The 18766-nt window shown below is 46.8% G+C and carries 18 protein-coding genes; 14 read left to right on the top strand and 4 right to left on the bottom strand.

All coding sequences use genetic code 11. From position 1 onward, the window contains the following. Window positions 1-13 precede the first annotated feature (13 nt). The 11 genes from AAC052_RS07420 to AAC052_RS07370 all read left to right on the top strand — a co-directional run bounded on the left by AAC052_RS07420 (window position 14) and on the right by AAC052_RS07370 (window position 12997). Window positions 14-421, top strand: coding sequence for a hypothetical protein (locus AAC052_RS07420; RefSeq protein ID WP_339812185.1), 408 nt, complete (start codon window positions 14-16; stop codon window positions 419-421). A 195-nt stretch (window positions 422-616) separates the two neighbouring features. After that, window positions 617-1837 (top strand): redoxin family protein, encoded by a 1221-nt coding sequence (locus tag AAC052_RS07415; protein WP_339812183.1) that lies wholly within the window; start codon window positions 617-619, stop codon window positions 1835-1837. Window positions 1838-2057: 220 nt separating this feature from the next. Then, window positions 2058-3086: a sensor histidine kinase gene (locus tag AAC052_RS07410; RefSeq protein WP_317491111.1), complete on the top strand. Its 1029-nt coding sequence runs from the start codon at window positions 2058-2060 to the stop codon at window positions 3084-3086. Then, window positions 3083-3799: a LytTR family DNA-binding domain-containing protein gene (locus tag AAC052_RS07405; protein ID WP_339812182.1), complete on the top strand. Its 717-nt coding sequence runs from the start codon at window positions 3083-3085 to the stop codon at window positions 3797-3799. Before AAC052_RS07410 ends, AAC052_RS07405 begins: the two co-directional genes overlap by 4 nt. A 41-nt stretch (window positions 3800-3840) precedes the next feature. Further along, a complete protein-coding gene (locus AAC052_RS07400) occupies window positions 3841-6432 on the top strand; it encodes a TonB-dependent receptor (RefSeq protein ID WP_317491109.1) in 2592 nt (863 codons plus the stop codon). A 232-nt stretch (window positions 6433-6664) separates the two neighbouring features. Then, window positions 6665-8464, top strand: coding sequence for a sulfatase-like hydrolase/transferase (locus tag AAC052_RS07395; protein ID WP_339812179.1), 1800 nt, complete (start codon window positions 6665-6667; stop codon window positions 8462-8464). A 66-nt stretch (window positions 8465-8530) separates the two neighbouring features. Beyond that, a complete protein-coding gene (locus AAC052_RS07390) occupies window positions 8531-9580 on the top strand; it encodes a DUF5009 domain-containing protein (protein ID WP_339812178.1) in 1050 nt (349 codons plus the stop codon). 2 nt (window positions 9581-9582) lie between these two features. After that, window positions 9583-10182, top strand: coding sequence for a hypothetical protein (locus tag AAC052_RS07385; RefSeq protein WP_339812177.1), 600 nt, complete (start codon window positions 9583-9585; stop codon window positions 10180-10182). Continuing rightward, on the top strand, window positions 10167-10757 hold the full coding sequence (locus AAC052_RS07380) for a PepSY-associated TM helix domain-containing protein (RefSeq protein ID WP_317491105.1): 591 nt from the start codon (window positions 10167-10169) through the stop codon (window positions 10755-10757). The genes AAC052_RS07385 and AAC052_RS07380 overlap by 16 nt, the downstream gene beginning before the upstream one ends. A gap of 63 nt (window positions 10758-10820) precedes the next feature. Continuing rightward, on the top strand, window positions 10821-12122 hold the full coding sequence (locus tag AAC052_RS07375) for an amino acid permease (protein ID WP_317491104.1): 1302 nt from the start codon (window positions 10821-10823) through the stop codon (window positions 12120-12122). Further along, a complete protein-coding gene (locus AAC052_RS07370) occupies window positions 12119-12997 on the top strand; it encodes an arginine deiminase family protein (RefSeq protein ID WP_339812172.1) in 879 nt (292 codons plus the stop codon). The genes AAC052_RS07375 and AAC052_RS07370 overlap by 4 nt, the downstream gene beginning before the upstream one ends. A 20-nt stretch (window positions 12998-13017) precedes the next feature. Here the strand turns inward: AAC052_RS07370 and AAC052_RS07365 are convergent, their stop codons facing one another. Then, window positions 13018-13476 (bottom strand): RES family NAD+ phosphorylase, encoded by a 459-nt coding sequence (locus AAC052_RS07365; RefSeq protein ID WP_339812170.1) that lies wholly within the window; start codon window positions 13474-13476, stop codon window positions 13018-13020. Next, complete coding sequence (locus AAC052_RS07360; protein WP_317491101.1) at window positions 13473-13961, bottom strand: antitoxin Xre-like helix-turn-helix domain-containing protein; 489 nt, start codon at window positions 13959-13961, stop codon at window positions 13473-13475. The genes AAC052_RS07365 and AAC052_RS07360 overlap by 4 nt, the downstream gene beginning before the upstream one ends. Before the next feature lie 274 nt (window positions 13962-14235). On the opposite strand from AAC052_RS07360, the gene AAC052_RS07355 reads away from it, so the two are divergent. The 3 genes from AAC052_RS07355 (at window position 14236) to msrA (ending at window position 17838) form a co-directional block, all read left to right on the top strand. Next, window positions 14236-15657 carry a Gfo/Idh/MocA family oxidoreductase gene (locus tag AAC052_RS07355; RefSeq protein WP_317491100.1) on the top strand — a complete coding sequence of 474 codons (1422 nt, stop codon included), beginning with the start codon at window positions 14236-14238 and terminating at the stop codon, window positions 15655-15657. Between the two features lie 132 nt (window positions 15658-15789). Beyond that, window positions 15790-17088, top strand: coding sequence for a M20/M25/M40 family metallo-hydrolase (locus AAC052_RS07350; RefSeq protein WP_339812168.1), 1299 nt, complete (start codon window positions 15790-15792; stop codon window positions 17086-17088). Between the two features lie 99 nt (window positions 17089-17187). Beyond that, on the top strand, window positions 17188-17838 hold the full coding sequence (msrA, locus tag AAC052_RS07345) for a peptide-methionine (S)-S-oxide reductase MsrA (protein ID WP_317491098.1): 651 nt from the start codon (window positions 17188-17190) through the stop codon (window positions 17836-17838). An 81-nt stretch (window positions 17839-17919) separates the two neighbouring features. Here msrA and AAC052_RS07340 read toward each other — a convergent pair whose 3' ends face one another. Next, complete coding sequence (locus tag AAC052_RS07340; protein WP_339812164.1) at window positions 17920-18432, bottom strand: DsrE/DsrF/DrsH-like family protein; 513 nt, start codon at window positions 18430-18432, stop codon at window positions 17920-17922. Window positions 18433-18451: 19 nt separating this feature from the next. Beyond that, entirely contained in the window at window positions 18452-18760 is a 309-nt protein-coding gene (locus AAC052_RS07335) for a TusE/DsrC/DsvC family sulfur relay protein (protein ID WP_317491096.1), read from the bottom strand. Between the last annotated feature and the right edge of the window lie 6 nt (window positions 18761-18766).

The raw sequence follows: 18766 nt of genomic DNA, 5'->3' as shown, positions 1-18766 counted from the left end.
TAAATTAAAAACTATGAAAATTCTAAGAGGTGTATTGATGTCAGCTATACTGTCGATGTTGTTCTTTAGTTGTACCCAGAACTCAAAAAAAGAGGCTGAGGACATGAAAGAGAATGCAACAGAAGCGGTAGAAAATGCGACTGATAAGATCAAAGTTGAAAAGGCGAAGCTTACTGCCAAAATTGAAAATCAGATTGACGAGTTGGATGAGAAGCTCGACGGTTTGAAGGACAAGATGGATGAAGAAAGCGAAACGCTCAAAGAAAAACTCAATGATCAAAAAGAGCAGCTTCAGTCCAAACTGGAGGACGTGAAAGAGGCAACAAAAGACAATTGGAATGGCATCAAAGAAGATGCAACCACGGTTGTCAACAATGTAAAAAAGGAGTTCAACGACGTGTTCAAAAAAGAAGAGAGCTAAAAAATCGGTGGACTATTACATAATCAAAATGAAGAGTGGACGTTTGTCCACTCTTTCTGTTTAGGGGGTATTTTGCCCATTCCCCAATGATTTTCTCTTCCTACCATCACATTTCATTGCCTTTGGCCAAAGTTATTGATAAGTTCGAAAAATCGACAGACACGAAACCGTCCTAATATTGTTATTATTGAAACTATGAAAATTCTAAAGAATTCATTTGCTGCCGTTATTGTGTTCGCCACAATATTCTCTGCATGCCAAAGCAATAAAAATGAAAGCCAAAGTGCCGAAGCCACTGAAACGGAAGCATCGGGTGAAATGAAGCCCGCTTTTGTTGCCAACCCGCAGTTCATCGCCAAAAGAGAAGTAACAACGCTGGAAATAGGAGCAAAAGCACCAGACTTCAACCTACCGGGTGTTGATGGAAAGTTCTACACCCTTGATGATTTCAGTGAGGCCAGTGTGCTTGTGATCATTTTCACATGTAATCACTGCCCTACTGCCCAGGCCTACGAGGACCGTATCAAAGCTGTTGTAAACGATTACAAAGGCAAAAGTGTGAAGCTGATAGCCATTTCGCCCAACAGCCCTATGGGACTACTCTACGAAGAACTAGGGTACACCGACCTGAACGACGACTATACGGCTATGCAACTCAGAGCCGACTATATGGATTACAATTTTCCTTACCTGTACGACGGCGACACTGAAGAAGCCTCTCTGCAATATGGCCCGGTGGCTACTCCTCACGCTTTCGTTTTCGACAGCAACAGAGTATTGACCTACAATGGTCGTCTTGACAAAGTAGAAAAGCCCGGCACCACCAACTCAGAGGATCTTAGGGCTGCCATAGACGCTACCCTTGAAGGAAAACCTATTGCTGAGCCGGTTACAAAAGTCTTCGGCTGCTCCACAAAGTGGGGATGGAAAACAGACATGAGAGAGCGGGTGGACAAGGACTGGAACAGCAGAGAGGTAAAAGTTGAAGACATCGATTTGGCTGGAATCAAAACTTTGCTAAAAAATGACAACTCGAAAAAGCTAAGACTTATCAATGTGTGGGCTACCTGGTGCGGCCCTTGTATGCTCGAGTACCCCGAGTTCATTGCTATTCAGCGCATGTATGGCGCCCGTGATTTCGAATTTGTATCCATCTCGGCCGATAAGCCAGAAAAGAGAGACAAAGTGCTCGAGTTTCTTGACAAAAAAGAATCAGGAGTGCCTAACTACCTATTTACAGGCGGCGACAACTATGCTATGGTTGAGGCGTTTGGTGACGGTTGGGACGGCGCATTGCCTTACACAGCACTGGTGGAGCCGGGAGGCAAAGTGGTGTACGAGCACCAGGGAGAAGTCGACTTCCTCGAGTTGAAAAGAGCCATTGTAGAACATGAGATGATAGGCAGAGTGTACTAACACTCCCACATTTCCCGTCCTGAAAATTTGAAAAGTGAAGTCTGGAAACGGGCTTCACTTTCGTTTTTTAAGGGAATTGCTTGAAAACCATCCTCAAAAATCAGCCATTCTTCCTCAAATTCCCTCCCTACGTCCATTAGTGAATGTTACAGGCCAACTCTAAGCCATCTTTGTATGTTTAATAGGCTGTTGACACTGTCATCAGTGTAAAAATCATCGCATGGCAATAATAGAAACCAACGGAAAGAACTTGAGAATACTCCTCCATTTTGGAGTATGGTTCATTCTGTTTTTCTTTCCCGTCTTCGTTTTTTATGGCGACACACTCGACATAAGCATTGTGGCACGCAGAACCTGGGCGCCAATGGGATTCTCCGTCATCATTTTCTATGTAAACTACTTCATCTTTATTGAAAAATTCATTTTCGACAGAAAAGGGCTGCGATTTATTGTTTCCAACATACTGCTAGTGGCAGTCTGCATTTTTTTACACAGTCAAATCAGAGAAATCTTTTTTGAAAGCCATGATCGGCCTCACTCATCAAGTTTCAAAATATTCTCAGTTTACTGGGAGTCAATCACGGCCATCATCACTATTGGACTTAGCATGGCAGTGAGGATGACGCAAAGGTGGATTGAATCTGAAAACCTAAGGAGAAACTCCGAAAATGCACAATTGCATTCAGAGCTCACCTATCTTCAGTATCAGTTGCAGCCTCACTTTTTCTTCAACTCACTTAACAATATATACTCGCTTGTAGACAGTTCTCCTGAAAAAGCGAAGGAAACTATTCACAGCCTGGCCAAGCTGATGCGCTACATGCTTTACGAGGCCAAGGAAGGCAAAGTATCACTAGTAAAAGAAGTGGAGTTTCTGGAGAAGTTCATTGACCTGATGGAGATAAGGCTTCCGGCTAACATCAAGGTGAAAAAGAATTTTAGCAAGGTGCAGGAGGGTGCCACCATCACCCCACTTCTTTTCCTTCCACTTGTGGAAAACGCCTTCAAACACGGGGCCAGCGGTTCTGCAAAAGGAGTCATTGAGTTTGAGCTGGCAATGGCAGAGGGCGAAGTGACGTTTACAGTTGCAAACCCTAACCTGCCCAAAACTATCGATGACAAAAGTGGTTCGGGCATAGGGCTGGTCAATCTTGAAAAAAGGCTGGACTTGATGTATGCAGGTAAATACAGCATTGAGCATAATGTAGCGGACGGCATTTACAAAACAGAGCTAAAAATTAAGCTATGAAAAAGATCCGCTGCCTGATTGTCGACGATGAGCCATTGGCACTCAACCTTATTGAGAGCTACGTGGAAAAAACGCCTTTTCTCGAGCTGGCTGGAAAATGCAGTAGTGCGTATGAGGCCTTGGAAAAAATAGCCGCTGAAAAAATAGATTTACTGTTTCTCGATATTCAAATGCCTGGGCTTACTGGCATGGAACTTTCGAGATCTTTGAAAAATGGCCCCAAGGTCGTTTTCACAACAGCGTTCGAAGAATACGCTCTGGAAGGCTTCAAAGTCGACGCAATAGACTACTTGCTTAAGCCATTTAACTACGAGGAGTTTCTGAAATCAGCAAATAAGGCCAGAGAATGGATATCGGTGACTTCAGGCGGTAGCTCGGAAACCGATCCCAATGCCCTTTTTGTCAAATCAGAATATAAACTGGTAAAAATCGACTTGCAGAAGGTGCTTTATATCGAAGGGCTGAAAGACTACGCAAAAATATTCCTTCAGGATCAAACAAGGCCCGTCATGACACTGATGAGCTTGAAATCTCTGGAAGAGCAGCTTCCATCTCAACAATTCATGAGAATACACCGGTCTTTTATTGTGAGACTAGACCGCATTGACCTGATAGAAAGAAACAAAGTGGTCATTGGACAGGTGGGTATCACGATTGCAGACGCATATAAAGAAACATTTCAGGCATACCTGAACAAAAAATCAGTGAAGTAATGAAACTAACATACAACATAAAGTCAAATAGGATCCTTAGCATGAAAAAGCTTCTAACCATCATGTTTACAATTGGCAGCGTAGGACTTGCCGTAGCCCAGCCGGCAGCAATAAGCAATACGCCTATGCAGGCTCCTGGGGAGGCCAGCTACAGAAGCATGCCTGCAGCCGCAACTGATGCCGGAAACGGCGAAATTGAGGGAGTTGTACTGGACACTGAAACAAATCAGCCAGTAGAGTTTGCCACGGTTTCGCTTATCGACCCTGCGACGGACAAGCCCATCGACGGCGCTGTATGCGACAACAAAGGTCAGTTCAAAATCTCAAAGGTTGAACCTGGTACGTACAACGTAGCTATTTCTTTCATCGGCTATGAAAGGCAGGTAATTGAAGGCATCACTGTTGAAGACAAAAAAGATAAGGTAAATCTTGGCGTTATCAAGCTGGGATCTGCCACCGAGGTACTGCAGGAAGTTTCCGTCGTGAGCCAGCGTGACATGGTGGAAGAAAAAGTCGACCGGACTATATACAATGCCGAATTGGATGCGACCACGAGAGGCGGCAACGCTACTGACGTGCTAAGACGTGTGCCAATGCTTTCAGTGGATATGGACGGCAACGTGAGCCTTCGTGGCAATGAAAACATTAGGGTGTTAATCAACAACAAGCCGTCAGCAATCATGGCAGCCAATATTGCTGATGCTTTAAAGCAAATCCCCGCAGACGAAATAAAGTCAGTTGAGGTTATCACCTCTCCCTCAGCTAAATATGATGCAGAAGGAACTTCGGGAATTATTAACATCATCACCAAAAAGAACAACCTGCAGGGCGCCACACTTAACCTCAACACAGGGGTGGGCTACCGAGGCTCAAACCTGGGGCTGAATGGAGCTTTGAAAACCAAGAAGCTGGGACTTTCGCTGGGTGGCTTCGGCAGGTCAGAGTACAACACCACAGGTAGTTTTGAAAACAGGCAAACTACCATCAGCAACGGTGTAGAAACCTTTACCACCCAGGAAGCGAGCACCACCTCCAACAGGCTATTTGGACGATACACTTTTGGACTTGATTATGACTTCAATGAGAAAAACTATCTGACCGGATCAGTACAGCTGGGAGCCAGAAATGGCAGGGGCACTCAGGACGACCTAACCAGCCAATCTTTTCAGGACGGTGTTTTAGTTAGGGAAACGTTAAAGGATGTTACAACAAAGGATTTATCGAATAATATTGATGTAAGCCTGGCATACACTCACGTATTTGATAAGCCTCAGAAAGAACTGACCATCATGGGTATGTGGAGTATAAACGACCGAACAAATGACTTCACTAACTACAATTACGATGTAGACGATGAAACACTGTTGACCAGGCTAAAAAACCTCAACGACAGCTATGACGAAGAAACCACTTTGCAAATTGACTACACCAGCCCTATTGGTGACAAACAGCTAGTTGAATATGGCGCCAAGCAAATCATGAGAACCGCTGTTAGCGACTACACTTACCTCAGCGCCGATGGTGAAAATGGCAGCTACGTGCAGCTGGAAGGGACTACACTCAACAACAACCTGGATTACAGACAGGGAATTACATCAGGGTATTTGTCGTACACTGCCACCCTGCCTAAAAACTACAGCGTGAAAGCAGGCGCCAGATACGAATACACTACTATAACCGCTTTTACCAAGACTGAAAGTGACATCGACATTCCATCTTACGGTGTTATTGTGCCAAGCGTTAACCTGTCAAAGAAACTGGAAAACGGCAACATGGTAAAACTGGGATACAACAGAAGAATACAACGCCCATCTATCAGGTTTCTGAACCCTAACATACAAGCTTCTAATCCGTTGAACATCTCAATTGGAAACCCCGAACTAGACCCTGAATACACCAACAACTATGAATTGGGCTACAGCTCCTACTTCAAAAGGTCTTCTGTGCAGACAGCACTTTTCGTCCGCAACACCACTGGCGCCATCAGTAGCGTGCGTGATGTAAGAGGCGACACCATCAGAACCACCTACCAGAATATCGGCCAGGAAGATGCTTACGGCATCAACCTTTCCGCCAATATCAATTTTGGAAAGCTAATGCTGAATGGTGGTTCAGATGTGTACTATGCAGTGCTTTCTAACAATAACCCTGACCCCATTTACAATGCCAGTAATACGGGTATTGTGATCAGTGGACGGTTTTTCGGAAACTACGACCTGGGCAACGGATATGGCTTGCAGATGTTTAGCTTTTTCCGTTTGAGAAGAACTGAGCTACAGGGCTACAGAGGTGGGTTTGGGATGTACAATCTGGGCGTGAAGAAAGACTTCAACAACAAGCGTGGAAGCATTGGCCTTGGCGTGCAAAACTTCCTGAACCCCAAGCTCAAAGTGAAGAGCGAAACCATCACTCCTATCATCGTACAAAACAGTGTCGATATCAGAAATAACCTAAGCTTCTCGTTGAACTTCAGCTATCGCATTGGTAAAATAACTACTGATGGCCCACAGCGCAGAAGAAAATCCATTCAAAACGACGACCTGAAAGATGGTGGTGACGGTGGTGATAGCAATGGAGGCGGTGCCCCTGCTGCAGCTCCTGCTGCTGCCCCTAGAAGAGGCAGAGGAAATTAAGCCTGAATCAGGCGCAAACGAATAATTTAAGTTTGGTAGGGATAAAGGCCGTGGCATATTTGCCCGGCTTTTTCTTTTTATTTTCGGAGTGATTCGTCGGATCGTGTTTGCCGTTTCTCAATCTTCAGGCCACCCTGTAATTTCTTTTTGCTATCTTTTGGATTGTAACTACACCTACACCTCTATGTTAGCTGATAAAGCAAAGCCAGGCAGCCTAATTACCCTACTCCTAATGACTAGTCTTTTTTGGTCATGCGAGCAAAAAGAAGAACTAACCCCACCCAACATACTATGGATTGTCAGTGAGGACAATAGCCCCATTATTGGTGCTTATGGCGACGATTTCGCTACCACTCCCACTCTCGATTCCCTGGCGGCCGTTAGCGTTCTCTACACTAACGCCTTTGCCACCACACCAGTGTGTGCCCCTTCCCGGTCGACGCTCATCACAGGCATGTATAGCAATTCCCTTGGCACGCTACCTATGCGCAGCCCCTACCCCATACCGGACTACATGCGTTTCTTTCCTAACTATCTAAGAGATGCCGGCTACTACACCACCAATAACTCAAAGAAGGATTACAATACAGTAGATCAACCTGAATGTTGGGACGAGTCAAGCAACACAGCGACTTACCTGAACCGGCAGCCAGGCCAACCCTTCTTCCACGTACAGAATATTTTCATTACTCATGAAAGTCAAATCCATGATTCGATTCCCTGGGGAGAGTTGAAGCATGATCCTACGAAGGTCCCGATGCCTCCGTACCATCCCCGCACCAAAGACATGGAGCACGACTGGGCGCAGTACTACGACCGTATACAGCAAATGGACTCTCAAGTGGCTGGCATTCTGGCCGACCTGAAAAAGAGTGGTGAAGCCGAAAACACCATTGTCTTTTACTACTCCGACCATGGCGGAGTGCTGGGCAGAAGCAAACGATTCATGTACGAATCAGGACTTCACATCCCTTTGATTATCAACTTCCCGGAGAAGTACAAGCACCTGGCACCATCAGCAGCAGGCTCTAAAATTGATCGTTTGGTTAACTTTGTGGACTTTGGCCCAACCGTTCTAAGTCTGGCAGGCGTTACAGTGCCTGACTATATGCAGGGCAAGCCGTTTTTAGGTAGCCAGCAGGCGGAACCTAAGCAATATGCCCATGCTTACCGGGGAAGAATGGATGAGAGAATTGATCTGGTAAGAAGTGTGAGAGACAAACAGTTCAGGTACATCAGGAACTACATGCCTCACAAGCCCAATGGCCAGCACCTTTACTACCTATGGCTGGCACGCTCTATGCCTTCGTGGGAAAAGGCTTTTAAAAATGGTGAATTGAATGACGTGCAATCAAGGTTTTGGCTGCCAAGGCCTGCCGAAGAACTCTACGACGTTGCAAAAGATCCGGACAACATCAACAACCTGGCAGCAGACCCGGCATATGCTAATACTTTGATGGAGCTTCGCAATGAAAACCTAAAGTGGGTAAAAGAGATCAGCGATGCCAACTTCCTGCCGGAGCCAATGACGGCCGAAATATCGGAAGTGCAGCCTGTCTTCGACTATGTGAGAGGCAAAGACTTCCGGATGGACTACGTGATTGAAACCGCCGACCTGGCAAGTATGCGTGATCCTTCTGCGCTGCCTGAGTTGATCAAGAGGCTTGATGACCCCAACGCAGCCGTAAGGTATTGGGCAGTTACCGGCACCATGATACTGGAGGACAAATCACCCGAAACAAAAGCCGCTCTGCTCAAAATGGCTAAAGATCCCTCGGCAAGTGTGCGGCTGGCTGTCGCTGAAGCCCTTTACAAATCGGGAGTTAAGAAAGAAGCGCTTGATATCTGCGTCTCCGAACTGCAATCTCCCAGAGCGATTACCCGGGTGTATGCAGCTAACGTGCTTGAAGAATTTGGAATGGATGCACTTCCTGCAAAGCAAGCCCTCGAGCAATCACTTACCGACAGCGTGGGGCAGGCCATCAGCGAGACACCAAAAGCTATCAACCACATCCTTGACAAATTGAATTAAGCTATGTCAACGCCCGCACTAGCAAACCAGCGACTGGTATCTCTCGATGTTATGAGGGGGCTAATAATGATATTACTTGCAGGCGAAGCTTGTCGGGTATGGGACTCCATCCACGAGCTAAGCCCGGAAAGTTTTTTCGGCAGCTATATCATGCTCCAGTTTTTCCACCACCCGTGGAACGGCCTCCGCTTCTGGGACTTGATACAACCCGCTTTCATGACCATGGCAGGCACGGCCATGTACCTTTCTTACCTGCAGAAAGAAAGGAAGGGCATTAGCTGGGAAGACAATTGGAAGCACATACTTATCAGGTGCCTCAAGTTGCTGATAGCCGGTACGGCACTGCATTGTGTGTACAGCGGCAAACTGGTTTGGGAGCTTTGGAATGTGCTGACCCAACTGTCGGTAACCACACTTATTGCTTACCTGATTATTAGGAAGTCATTTGCATTCCAATTCGCTATATCCATTGGGTTGCTGATGCTCACGGAAATTCTGTATCGCTTCGTTTTAATACCAGGCTTCGACCAGCCATTCGTTGATCAGCGCAACTTCGGCAATTTTATGGACATGGTGCTGATGGGCAAAATTAACAAAGGCGGATGGGTCACAATCAACTTCATCCCTACAGCTGCACACACCATATGGGGCGTGTTGATAGGTAAATGGTTGATGGAAGACAAGCCAAGTGCAACAAAGTTAAAATGGCTTCTCCTTGCCGGACTTGGCTTTTTACTCGTCGGGTTTGCCATGGATTGGACAGGCATCACGCCCATTATTAAGCGCATCGCTACCAGCTCGTTCACCATTGCCTCTGCTGGCTGGGTGGTCCTTATTGTGGCCGGGCTTTTCTGGTGGGTCGACATCAAGAAAAGACAACGGGCGGTACTGGTAGCCACTGTGGTGGGAATGAACTCCATATTCATTTACCTTTTTTTTGAAACGGTTGGCCACCAATGGCTCAATAAGACCCTGGCAGTCTTCGCTGGCGGCTTCACCGGTTTGCTCGGCGCAGGTGAACATTGGCAAGCCTTATTTACGGCTTTGGCGGCCTGGGTCTTCACCTGGTACCTGTGCTATTGGCTTTACCAAAGGAAGATATTCTTCAAGCTGTAGTTATGAGGGTGAAAAATTACCTCTTGCAGTTTCATGTCTACCTGGGGCTTTTTTGCACACCTTACCTGCTTATTTTCGCACTGTCCTCTCTCAGTTTCAACCATATCTCATTAAAAGAGGAGTTTACCCCGGTCAAATCCGAGAAACTAGCCATTACTTTGAACAAAGAGAGCTTTAATACCCCACGGGAGTTGGGTGAGGCACTTCGTGACTCTCTCCAACTCATGGGCTGGTTCATCCCGTGGGAGTCACATATAGACTCATCGGGCTTTCTCGTGAATGTGCGCAACCTCGGCAGGGATTTCCGAATGACCGGCACCTGGGGCATACCGGAAATTGAGCTTACCACTAACTCCACGAGGTTTATATCGAGGCTAAAAGGACTTCATGGACTTCATGAGAAAATCCCCGGGGCGCCTTGGTGGATCAACGGCTGGGGGCTCTATCAGGACCTGACCGTGTATTCCCTGCTCTTTTGGGTGCTTAGTGGTATCTACCTTTGGTGGATCAGCAAATCGAGGTCGAAATCTTCGGCCTTTTGGCTTATCGGAAGCCTTTCTATGTCCTTTATTCTAATGACCTATTTATGGCTCGCCGGGTAAACCTCTATCAACTTATCAGGCAGATCCATATGTATGCTGCCTTCATCACCATCACGTTTCTGGTGATGTATTTTGTCACCGGCTACCTGATGAACAACCCGCAATGGTTTGATCAGGAGAAGCCTGCGCCTGACATCAAGACCATTTCCATGAAAAAGCCGGAAGTGAGCAATGAGGAGCTGTACAAACAACTAAAAAATAAACTGGAAATAAGCGGCCGCTTCCACAATTCTTGGACAAACAAAGGCACCACTTACTACGAATACCAAAGTATGCTGCGGCAAACGATCGTTTACTTTGACAGCACCCATACCACAGCAACCGTCAAAGTATCTGATAGAAACACCATGGGAAGCATCACGGCTTACCATAGGCTGCACAAATATGGTGGTTCGCCTGCCTATAGCTTGTATGTCCTGCTGATGGATCTCGCCAGCCTGGCCCTGCTCATATTCGTACTAACTGGCGTGTACATGTGGCTGAGCTTCGTAAAATACAGGTGGTTGGGTGTGGGATTTCTTGCTGCCGGCCTCGCCTACTCAATATGGGTTTGGTTAACCTTCATCTTTTACTAATTTCGACGGAATCCGGGGCTGCGCATCCTATTCAACTAACTTGCCTATCAATATGACCCACTTATGTCGCAAGAAAAGAAAATAGGGCTCTGGACTTCTACTTCCCTCGTCGTCGGCAATATGATAGGCTCGGGTATTTTCTTCCTGCCTGTAGCCCTGGCTGCCTATGGGGCAATCAGCCTGCTTGGGTGGGTGGTTTCATCCATTGGTGCACTTTTTCTTGCTCTCGTTTTTGTCCGACTCAGTCGGCGATTCCCTAATGAAGATGGTGGGCCCTACACCTATGCCACCAAAGGCCTGGGGCATTTTGCAGGTTTTCTGTCTTCATGGGGCTACCAGATATCCATACTGGCTACCAACGCTGCCATAGTGGTGGCCTTCGTTAGCTACCTGTCGGTGCTTATCCCCCAGCTTGCCGATAATTCCAGCTACTCCCTGGCAGTGAGCCTGGCTGTCGTATGGCTGCTCACCTGGGTAAATACCCTTGGCATAAAAGAAGCTGGCTATGTGCAACTAATCACCACTGTGCTAAAGCTAGCTCCCTTATTATTGGTAACTATTGCCGGTTTGTTTTATGTCGATTTTGGCAATTTTCACCCTTTCAACATTAGCAAGGCAAGTAATTTCAGCGCAGTCACCACCACCGCCACTATCACTCTTTTTGCGTTCATGGGGCTGGAAGTAGCAACTATCCCCGGAAAAAGTACCCGGAACCCGGAGATCACAGTTCCAAAAGCTACCATGCTTGGCACTTTGATTACCACAGGGGTTTACATTTTGAGTTCGGTTGCCCTCATGGGAATGATCCCCCCTTCCGAGCTTCAACATTCCAACGCCCCGTTCGCCGATGCCGCAGGGTTGATTTGGGGAGATCCTGGCCGTTACCTCATCACGATTGGGGCACTGATATCTACTTTTGGGGCGCTGAACGGATGGATTCTGCTTCAGGGACAAACCCCCTACGCCGCAGCAAAAAATGGCGATTTCCCGAGAGTATTTGCCAAAGTAAATAAAAACGGCACCCCAGCTGTTGGCCTCATCATCGGAAGTGTAATCGTTTCGATATTGTTGGTAATGAACTACTCCAGGGGAATGGCCGGTGCCTTTGAGTTCCTCATCCTTTTAACTGCCACTACAGTCCTTGTACCCTATCTTTTCTCAGCAGCGTCTTTTTTGATTGTCAACCGAAACCAGGATGTTTCTCCAGCAAAACGTTTTTGGGATATTTGCCTGGGTCTGCTCGCATTTGCATACGGAATGTGGGCAATGATTGGTGCAGGCCAGGAGAGCATTGCCTGGGGTTTTGTGTCGCTATTGTTAGGCATCCCGATTTATGTTAGCATTAACAGAACAAAAGAGATATGAGTCAAACTACCCATTCGGAATTTGGTAAGCTTACAAAATTAGTCATCAAGCCTGCCGTGCAAGCGTTTATCAGCGAAGCAAAAGTACACCAGGAATGGCGGGCATTAAACTATCTGCAAAAGCCGGACTTCGCTCTTGCAAACGAAGAATATGAGAAGTTTGAAAGAGTGCTGAAAGCTTGCGGCACCGAACTCATTCGGCTGCATAGCGGCGAAGGGCTGTCTATCGATTCGCTTTACTGCCGGGATGCGTCTATAGCCACCGACTTCGGGATGATCATTTGCCGTATGGGCAAAGAAGCCCGTTCCAGGGAGCCTGAAGCACAAAAAAAATTCTTTGTGCACAATGACATAGCTATTCTGGGTGAAATCATAGCACCCGGCACACTGGAGGGCGGAGACGTAGCCTGGCTCGACAACAAAACCCTCGCCGTAGGACACACCTACCGAACCAATCTGGAAGGCATTGCTCAGCTAAAAGCGATGCTTGAACCGAAAGGTATTGAGGTGGTTGTAGCTGAATTACCACATTACAGAGGGCCTTCCGACGTTTTTCACCTGATGTCGATATTGAGCCCGGTTGACAAAGACCTGGCAGTTGTGTACTCGCCACTGATGCCTATTGCATTCCGAAATCTGCTTTTAGAAAGAGGCTTTCATTTAGTGGAAGTGCCGGAAGAAGAGTTTGATTCCATGGGTTGTAATGTGCTGGCCCTGGCTCCCCGTCAATGCCTGATGGTAGAGGGAAATCCAAAAACAGAAAAAAGACTCGAAGAAGCTGGCTGCGAAGTAATCACCTACAAAGGTCAGGAAATCAGCGTAAAGGGTGGTGGTGGGCCCACTTGTTTGACCCGGCCTATTTTAAGAGGGCTTTAGCAAGGCGTACTATCCTGTCATTAGCCACGAACAATCCTTTGATCAAGGCTTAATGGAAGAATCCTTGCGTCAATTTTATCAAAATCTCTTGACATTGGATTGATAATAAAGTTTAAAGAACTTTTGTCCACGACTGACGGCACGCCGAAACACAATAAACCACCAGTTAAAAGTTGACTACCAAACTCCTCTGAAACACTCCTGTGTGGAATTGCATCCCATCCTTCGGGCAAATCGCTGGCTGCATACTTTTTAACCATCGCATCAGGGCAATCAAGCTCCATCACCGAGTATAAGACATAGCGCTCCGAAGAAAAGAGCTCGCTATCGACCGTAAGCCTTTCAAGCAAGGCTGAGGAAACAGAACTACTTCCGTAAAGGGCCGCAAAACCTTGTCTATTCCAGCGTCCCCCGTAAATCTTGGCGCCCTCACCAGACATGTCGCAAAACTCAGTCCTGGCAATTCGATAGATAGTCATATAGCAATGCCATGCTGAACTCGCATTATCTCATTTTTGAGTAGATCAACGCCTTCCGAAACGTCTATGAGGTCAATAGGCTTTATATTGCCGAGACTAAAAAGCGGCCTTTCCATCCATCTTCTGAAGCCCTCCTGCCCAAAATAAGAAATACCACTGGCGTAAAGTGTAGCCAATTCGTACATTTTTTCGGACTGTACTAAATCAAAAACGTCCTTTCTTTGAAGTGTTTTTGAGGACACCGATAAAGCCCTGGCCATATTCTCGTAATCGAGGCCTGTCACTTGCTTCAATCTATCAAAAGAACCTTTGCTCAGCCCTTTCCTAAAGGTAGCAACTCTTTGAAGTGGCTCCATAAGTTGATCATTAGCTAAGCCCAGAATAGCTCCGGGAGAAAATTTACCCGGCAGGGCATAGTATGCGAGAGCAGCTTCACTCACTTCCATTGGCTTGTCATCTTTGAGCTCGTATCTTGGCTTTTTCATATTCGGGTAATTTGTCCACTAATATAACGTATTTTGTCCAAATTTTGTTTATTCCTCTATCATTAAATTACACCTGCCTTCCAATCCCCCTTATATAATCTCTTTTATGATCCCTTCATTATTTCATAACGCCCCATTTGTAATAAAACCGTTGTGAAGAACCATTTTTGATTATATTAAGGAATTGAAAAATTGTGATATCTCTAATTATACTCAAATGCCCCACAAAAAAATAACACCCCCAGCTTCAGGAAGCACTTCTAGAAGAACGTTTATGAAAAATGCGGCTATAGCAGGTGCTGCGTTTACTATAGTGCCACGGTACGTAATAGGCGGCAAAGGCCACCTAGCCCCCAGCGATAAGCTATTCGTAGCAGGCATCGGCGCCGGTGGCAAAGGCACGAGTGACATCGCCAATTTTGCAAAAAGTGGCAAGGCTGAAATCGCCTTCCTTTGCGATGTAGATGACCGAAGAGCGGAGACTTCCCGAAAGAATTTCCCCAAAGCAAAATACTACAAAGATTATCGGGAAATGCTCGACAAAGAAGGGAAGAACTTCGATGCCGTATCAGTGTCAACCCCTGACCACCAACACGCAGTTCAGGCACTTGCGGCCATGCAAATGGGTAAGCATGTATACGTGCAGAAGCCGTTGACCCACGATATCTATGAAGCTCGAATGCTCACCGAAGCAGCGGCCAAATACAAAGTTGTTACTCAAATGGGTAACCAGGGATCGTCTGGCGATGGCGTACGCCAAATGAGAGAATGGTACAACGCAGGCACTATCGGAGACGTCACAGAAGTGTATTGCTGGACCAACCGCCCTGTGTGGCCTCAGGGCATTCCCTGGCCAACGAAAAGTGCACCAATACCAAAAGAGCTCGACTGGGACTTGTGGCTCGGCACAGCTCCTAAAAAAGATTATGTTGACAAATTAGTACCATTCAACTGGCGTGGCTGGTGGGACTACGGCACTGGTGCACTCGGAGACATGGCCTGCCATATCATCGAGCCTCCTTTCCGCACGCTTGGTCTTGGCTACCCTAGTTCTGTTGAGTGTAGCGTTGGTAGTGTATATGTTGACGAGTTTAAGAGAGGATATTTCCCAGACAGCTGTCCTCCTTCATCTCATGTCATTATGAATTTCCCTGGCCCCGGTGGAAAGCCAGACGTGAAATTCCACTGGATGGATGGCGGTATTCAACCGGAAAGACCTGAGGAGCTCGGGCCAAATGAAATGATGGGTGACGGTGGCAACGGTGTCATTATGGTAGGCAGCAAAGGAAAAATGATGTGTAGCACCTATGGCATCAACCCACAACTACTTCCAACCTCAAGAACAAAAGAGGTGAACGTGCCTCAAACGATAGCGAGAGTCCCGGGAGGATCTGAAACCGGTCACTACTTCCAGTGGGTGGAGGCTTGTATCGCAGGGTATGGTAAAATGGAGGTCAGCTCACCGTTTGATATTGCCGGACCTATGACGGAGAGCATCCTGATGGGTAACCTGGCGATAAGAAGCTATGACATCCAGAAGAAAAGACCAGGTGGCAGAGACGACCAGTTTGACTACCCAGGTCGCTTTATCAAGCTCCTATGGGATGGCCCTAACATGAAAATCACTAATTTTGATGAAGCTAACCAGTTTGTTCGCAGAGACTACCGAGACGGCTGGAAAATGCAAGGATTGTAACCTACTCTAAATCATATATTGACGAAGTCACTGTCGCAAGGCAGTGACTTTTTTTTATTGACAGGTCTTCGCTCCGTTCTCCTTCAAGCCTTAACCATAATTTTAGTATCATTGCCAAAAAAGCTTCTGTTTATGAAATACATCAAGGTTGGCCTCGTCATTGGTTATATGCTGGTATGTGCGAGTTGGGCAAATGGACAGGTATCAAAAGCTGAGAAGCACTTGGTAAAATATATCGACCAGCACAACAACCAGGCCCTTCAGCTACTTGAGGAAATCATCAATATCAACAGCGGCACCATGAATTTCAATGGTGTGAAAGCCGTCGCCGACGTGCTCATGCCCAGGTTCAAAGCCCTTGGCATGGAAGTAGAATGGAAAGAAGGAAGCGCCTGGAACAGGGCCGGACATCTTGTTGCAAAAACAAAAGGCGGAAAAGGAAGGAAAATTCTACTCATCGGCCACCTCGACACGGTATTTGAATTGGAAAGCCCATTTCAAAAATACAATGTACTGAACGACTCCACAGCCAGCGGGCCAGGTATTGCGGATATGAAGGGAGGAGACGTGATCATACTTCAAGCCTTGTCGGCACTGCATGATGCAGGCCTTTTGAAGGACATGAGCATTACTGTGGTGATGACAGGTGATGAGGAATTAAGTGGCGATCCGCTGTCTCTTTCGAAGCAGGAATTGGTAGAGGCAGCTAAATGGGCCGATATCGCTCTTGGCTTTGAAAATGGAGACGGCAATCCAGGCACAGCAAATGTTGCCCGCAGAAGCTCATCAGGTTGGACGCTAAAAGTGACAGGAAATGCTGCTCATTCTTCTCAGGTATTCAAACCGGAGGTGGGCGCCGGTGCTATTTACGAAGCCGCCAGAATCCTTACCGAATTTTACGAAGCGCTTAGCACAGAAGAATACCTCACTTTCAATCCGGGAATGATACTGGGAGGAACCAATGTAAGCTATGACGAGTCAATTGATGGCGGAAGGGCCACCGGAAAAAGCAATGTAGTGGCCAAGGATGCGATTGTCACAGGCGACATCCGCACCATTTCACCTGAGCAACTGCAACGCACTCAAAAAACCATGACAGAAATTGCGGCGAAACACCTGCCCAGGACGAATGCAACCATCACTTTTGATGAAGGCTACCCTCCATTCGCCCCCACGGACGGCAACTACGCACTACTTAAGCAGCTTAGCAAAGTGAGCACCGATCTGGGTTTTATGCCTGTGGAGCCGGTCAACCCAAGCAATGCCGGAGCGGCAGATATTTCGTTTACCTCTCCGTATATTGAAATGGGCCTTGATGGTCTGGGTATGGGCGGGAAAAATGACCATACTGTGAATGAAATAGGAGATTTGAAGGTGCTACCCATGCAAAGCAAAAGGGCGGCTGTTCTGCTCTACAGGTTAACCAGGTAGCCGGTTGACGATGGTTTAGCACCCCTTCTGTCTTGGTCGGGACTTTTAATGAAAGGTATTTTTTGAAACTTATAGGCCATTTACCAAGTTATTAACATCATGAGAAATACACTTGCCAAATCCGCACTCTTTATCGCTATATTAGGTTTCTATTCTTGCGACGCCCAAAAATCAAAAAATGACGGCGGCGTAAGGCAGGTTGAATTAAAGGCGCCGGCCGGAAAAGCCATCGCAGCATTTGCAGAAGGCTGCTTCTGGTGCTCTGAGCACATCTTCGAGGCAGTAGTAGGTGTCGACTCGGCGGTGTCGGGCTACGCAGGTGGGCACACCAAAAACCCTACCTACGAACTTGTGAATACTGAAACGACCGGTCATGCTGAAACAGTGCTAGTCTACTACGACCCTTCCAGGATTAATTACGAAGAGCTGACCAAAGTATTCTTCACCTCCCAGGATCCAACTACCAAAGACCGCCAGGGGCCGGACGTCGGCAATTCTTATCGCTCCATCTTGTTTTATTTGACACCGGAGGAGAAAGCCATTGCGGAAAAATCGTTAAAGACCTTCGACAACTCAGGCATGTTCAGCAAGCCCATTGTGTCTGAAATCATGGAGCTGAAAGCTTTCTATCGGGCAGAAGAGTATCACCAGGATTATATCGAGCACAACCCTGGCAGTGGTTATGTCCGGGGAGTTTCCATTCCGAGGTACGAGAAGTTTAAACGCACTTATAAAGGGAAGTTGAAATAGACCCTGGGCAGGCGAATACACAACGATAAAAGCCCGGATTCAGATAACCCGGGCTCTCATCAGATGGTTTGGATTTGCTTGTTAAACGAAAATAATCTGCGTGCCCTCTTCGTCGGCTCGATTGTAAAAATCGCCAACAGTTAACACCTCATCCAAATCATCCCAAAGATCCTTTTTCTCCAGGTGGAACATTTCCATGGCCAATTTACAGGCAAAAACCTTTCCTCCAGAAGCCTTATAGATTTCGAGAAATTCGCTAACCGGAGGAATGTCCAGCTTGTCCATTTCTTTCCGCATCATTGTACTGGCCAGTGTTTCCATACCAGGCAGGCCACCTATCATGGTAGGTATGTGCAACCCAGGGTTGCCCACGGTGGCCACATGCAAATGATCCATTTTATCTTTTTGCAACATTTCCAGCCCAAAGAATGTGCAGAAAATTTCGGACTCAATACCTTCCATCCTTGCGCCGTTGGCCAGGATCAGGGCAGCATACACAGAGTCGATAGTTGCCTTTGAATTAATGATCATTATCTTCCTCAGCTTCTTTTCTTTTTTTGCCGGGGCTCTTACGGGTGCTTCTACAGTTTCCATGGTTCAGATTTTTAAGTGACTAAATACAACTTGCTGGCTTAGGAATACCGGCTATGCGAGAGGCTTTCTTGAGTGGGCCTTCCGGAAACAGAGCATAGAACTCTTTGATATCTACTACTCCTGATTTACCAACCCTGCGGATAGATAACGCTGTGCCACTCTCTTGTTCCTCCCTCAAATAATTGAGTACTTCAAAATGGCGGTCAGTCAGTTCAATGCCCTCTTCAAGAGCAATCCCACGTGCTATTTCCTTGTCCCACTGGTTCATATCTAACAAGTAACCTTGTTCATTCACCTCTACGGGACGGTTTGCAATTACAGCTTCCATGATCTT

The sequence above is a fragment of the uncultured Imperialibacter sp. genome (genome assembly GCF_963974565.1).
GTDB classification, from domain to species: Bacteria; Bacteroidota; Bacteroidia; order Cytophagales; family Cyclobacteriaceae; genus Imperialibacter; species Imperialibacter roseus.
Note: the sequence above shows the minus strand (reverse complement) of the source record. Positions and strands in the feature narration are given on the sequence as shown.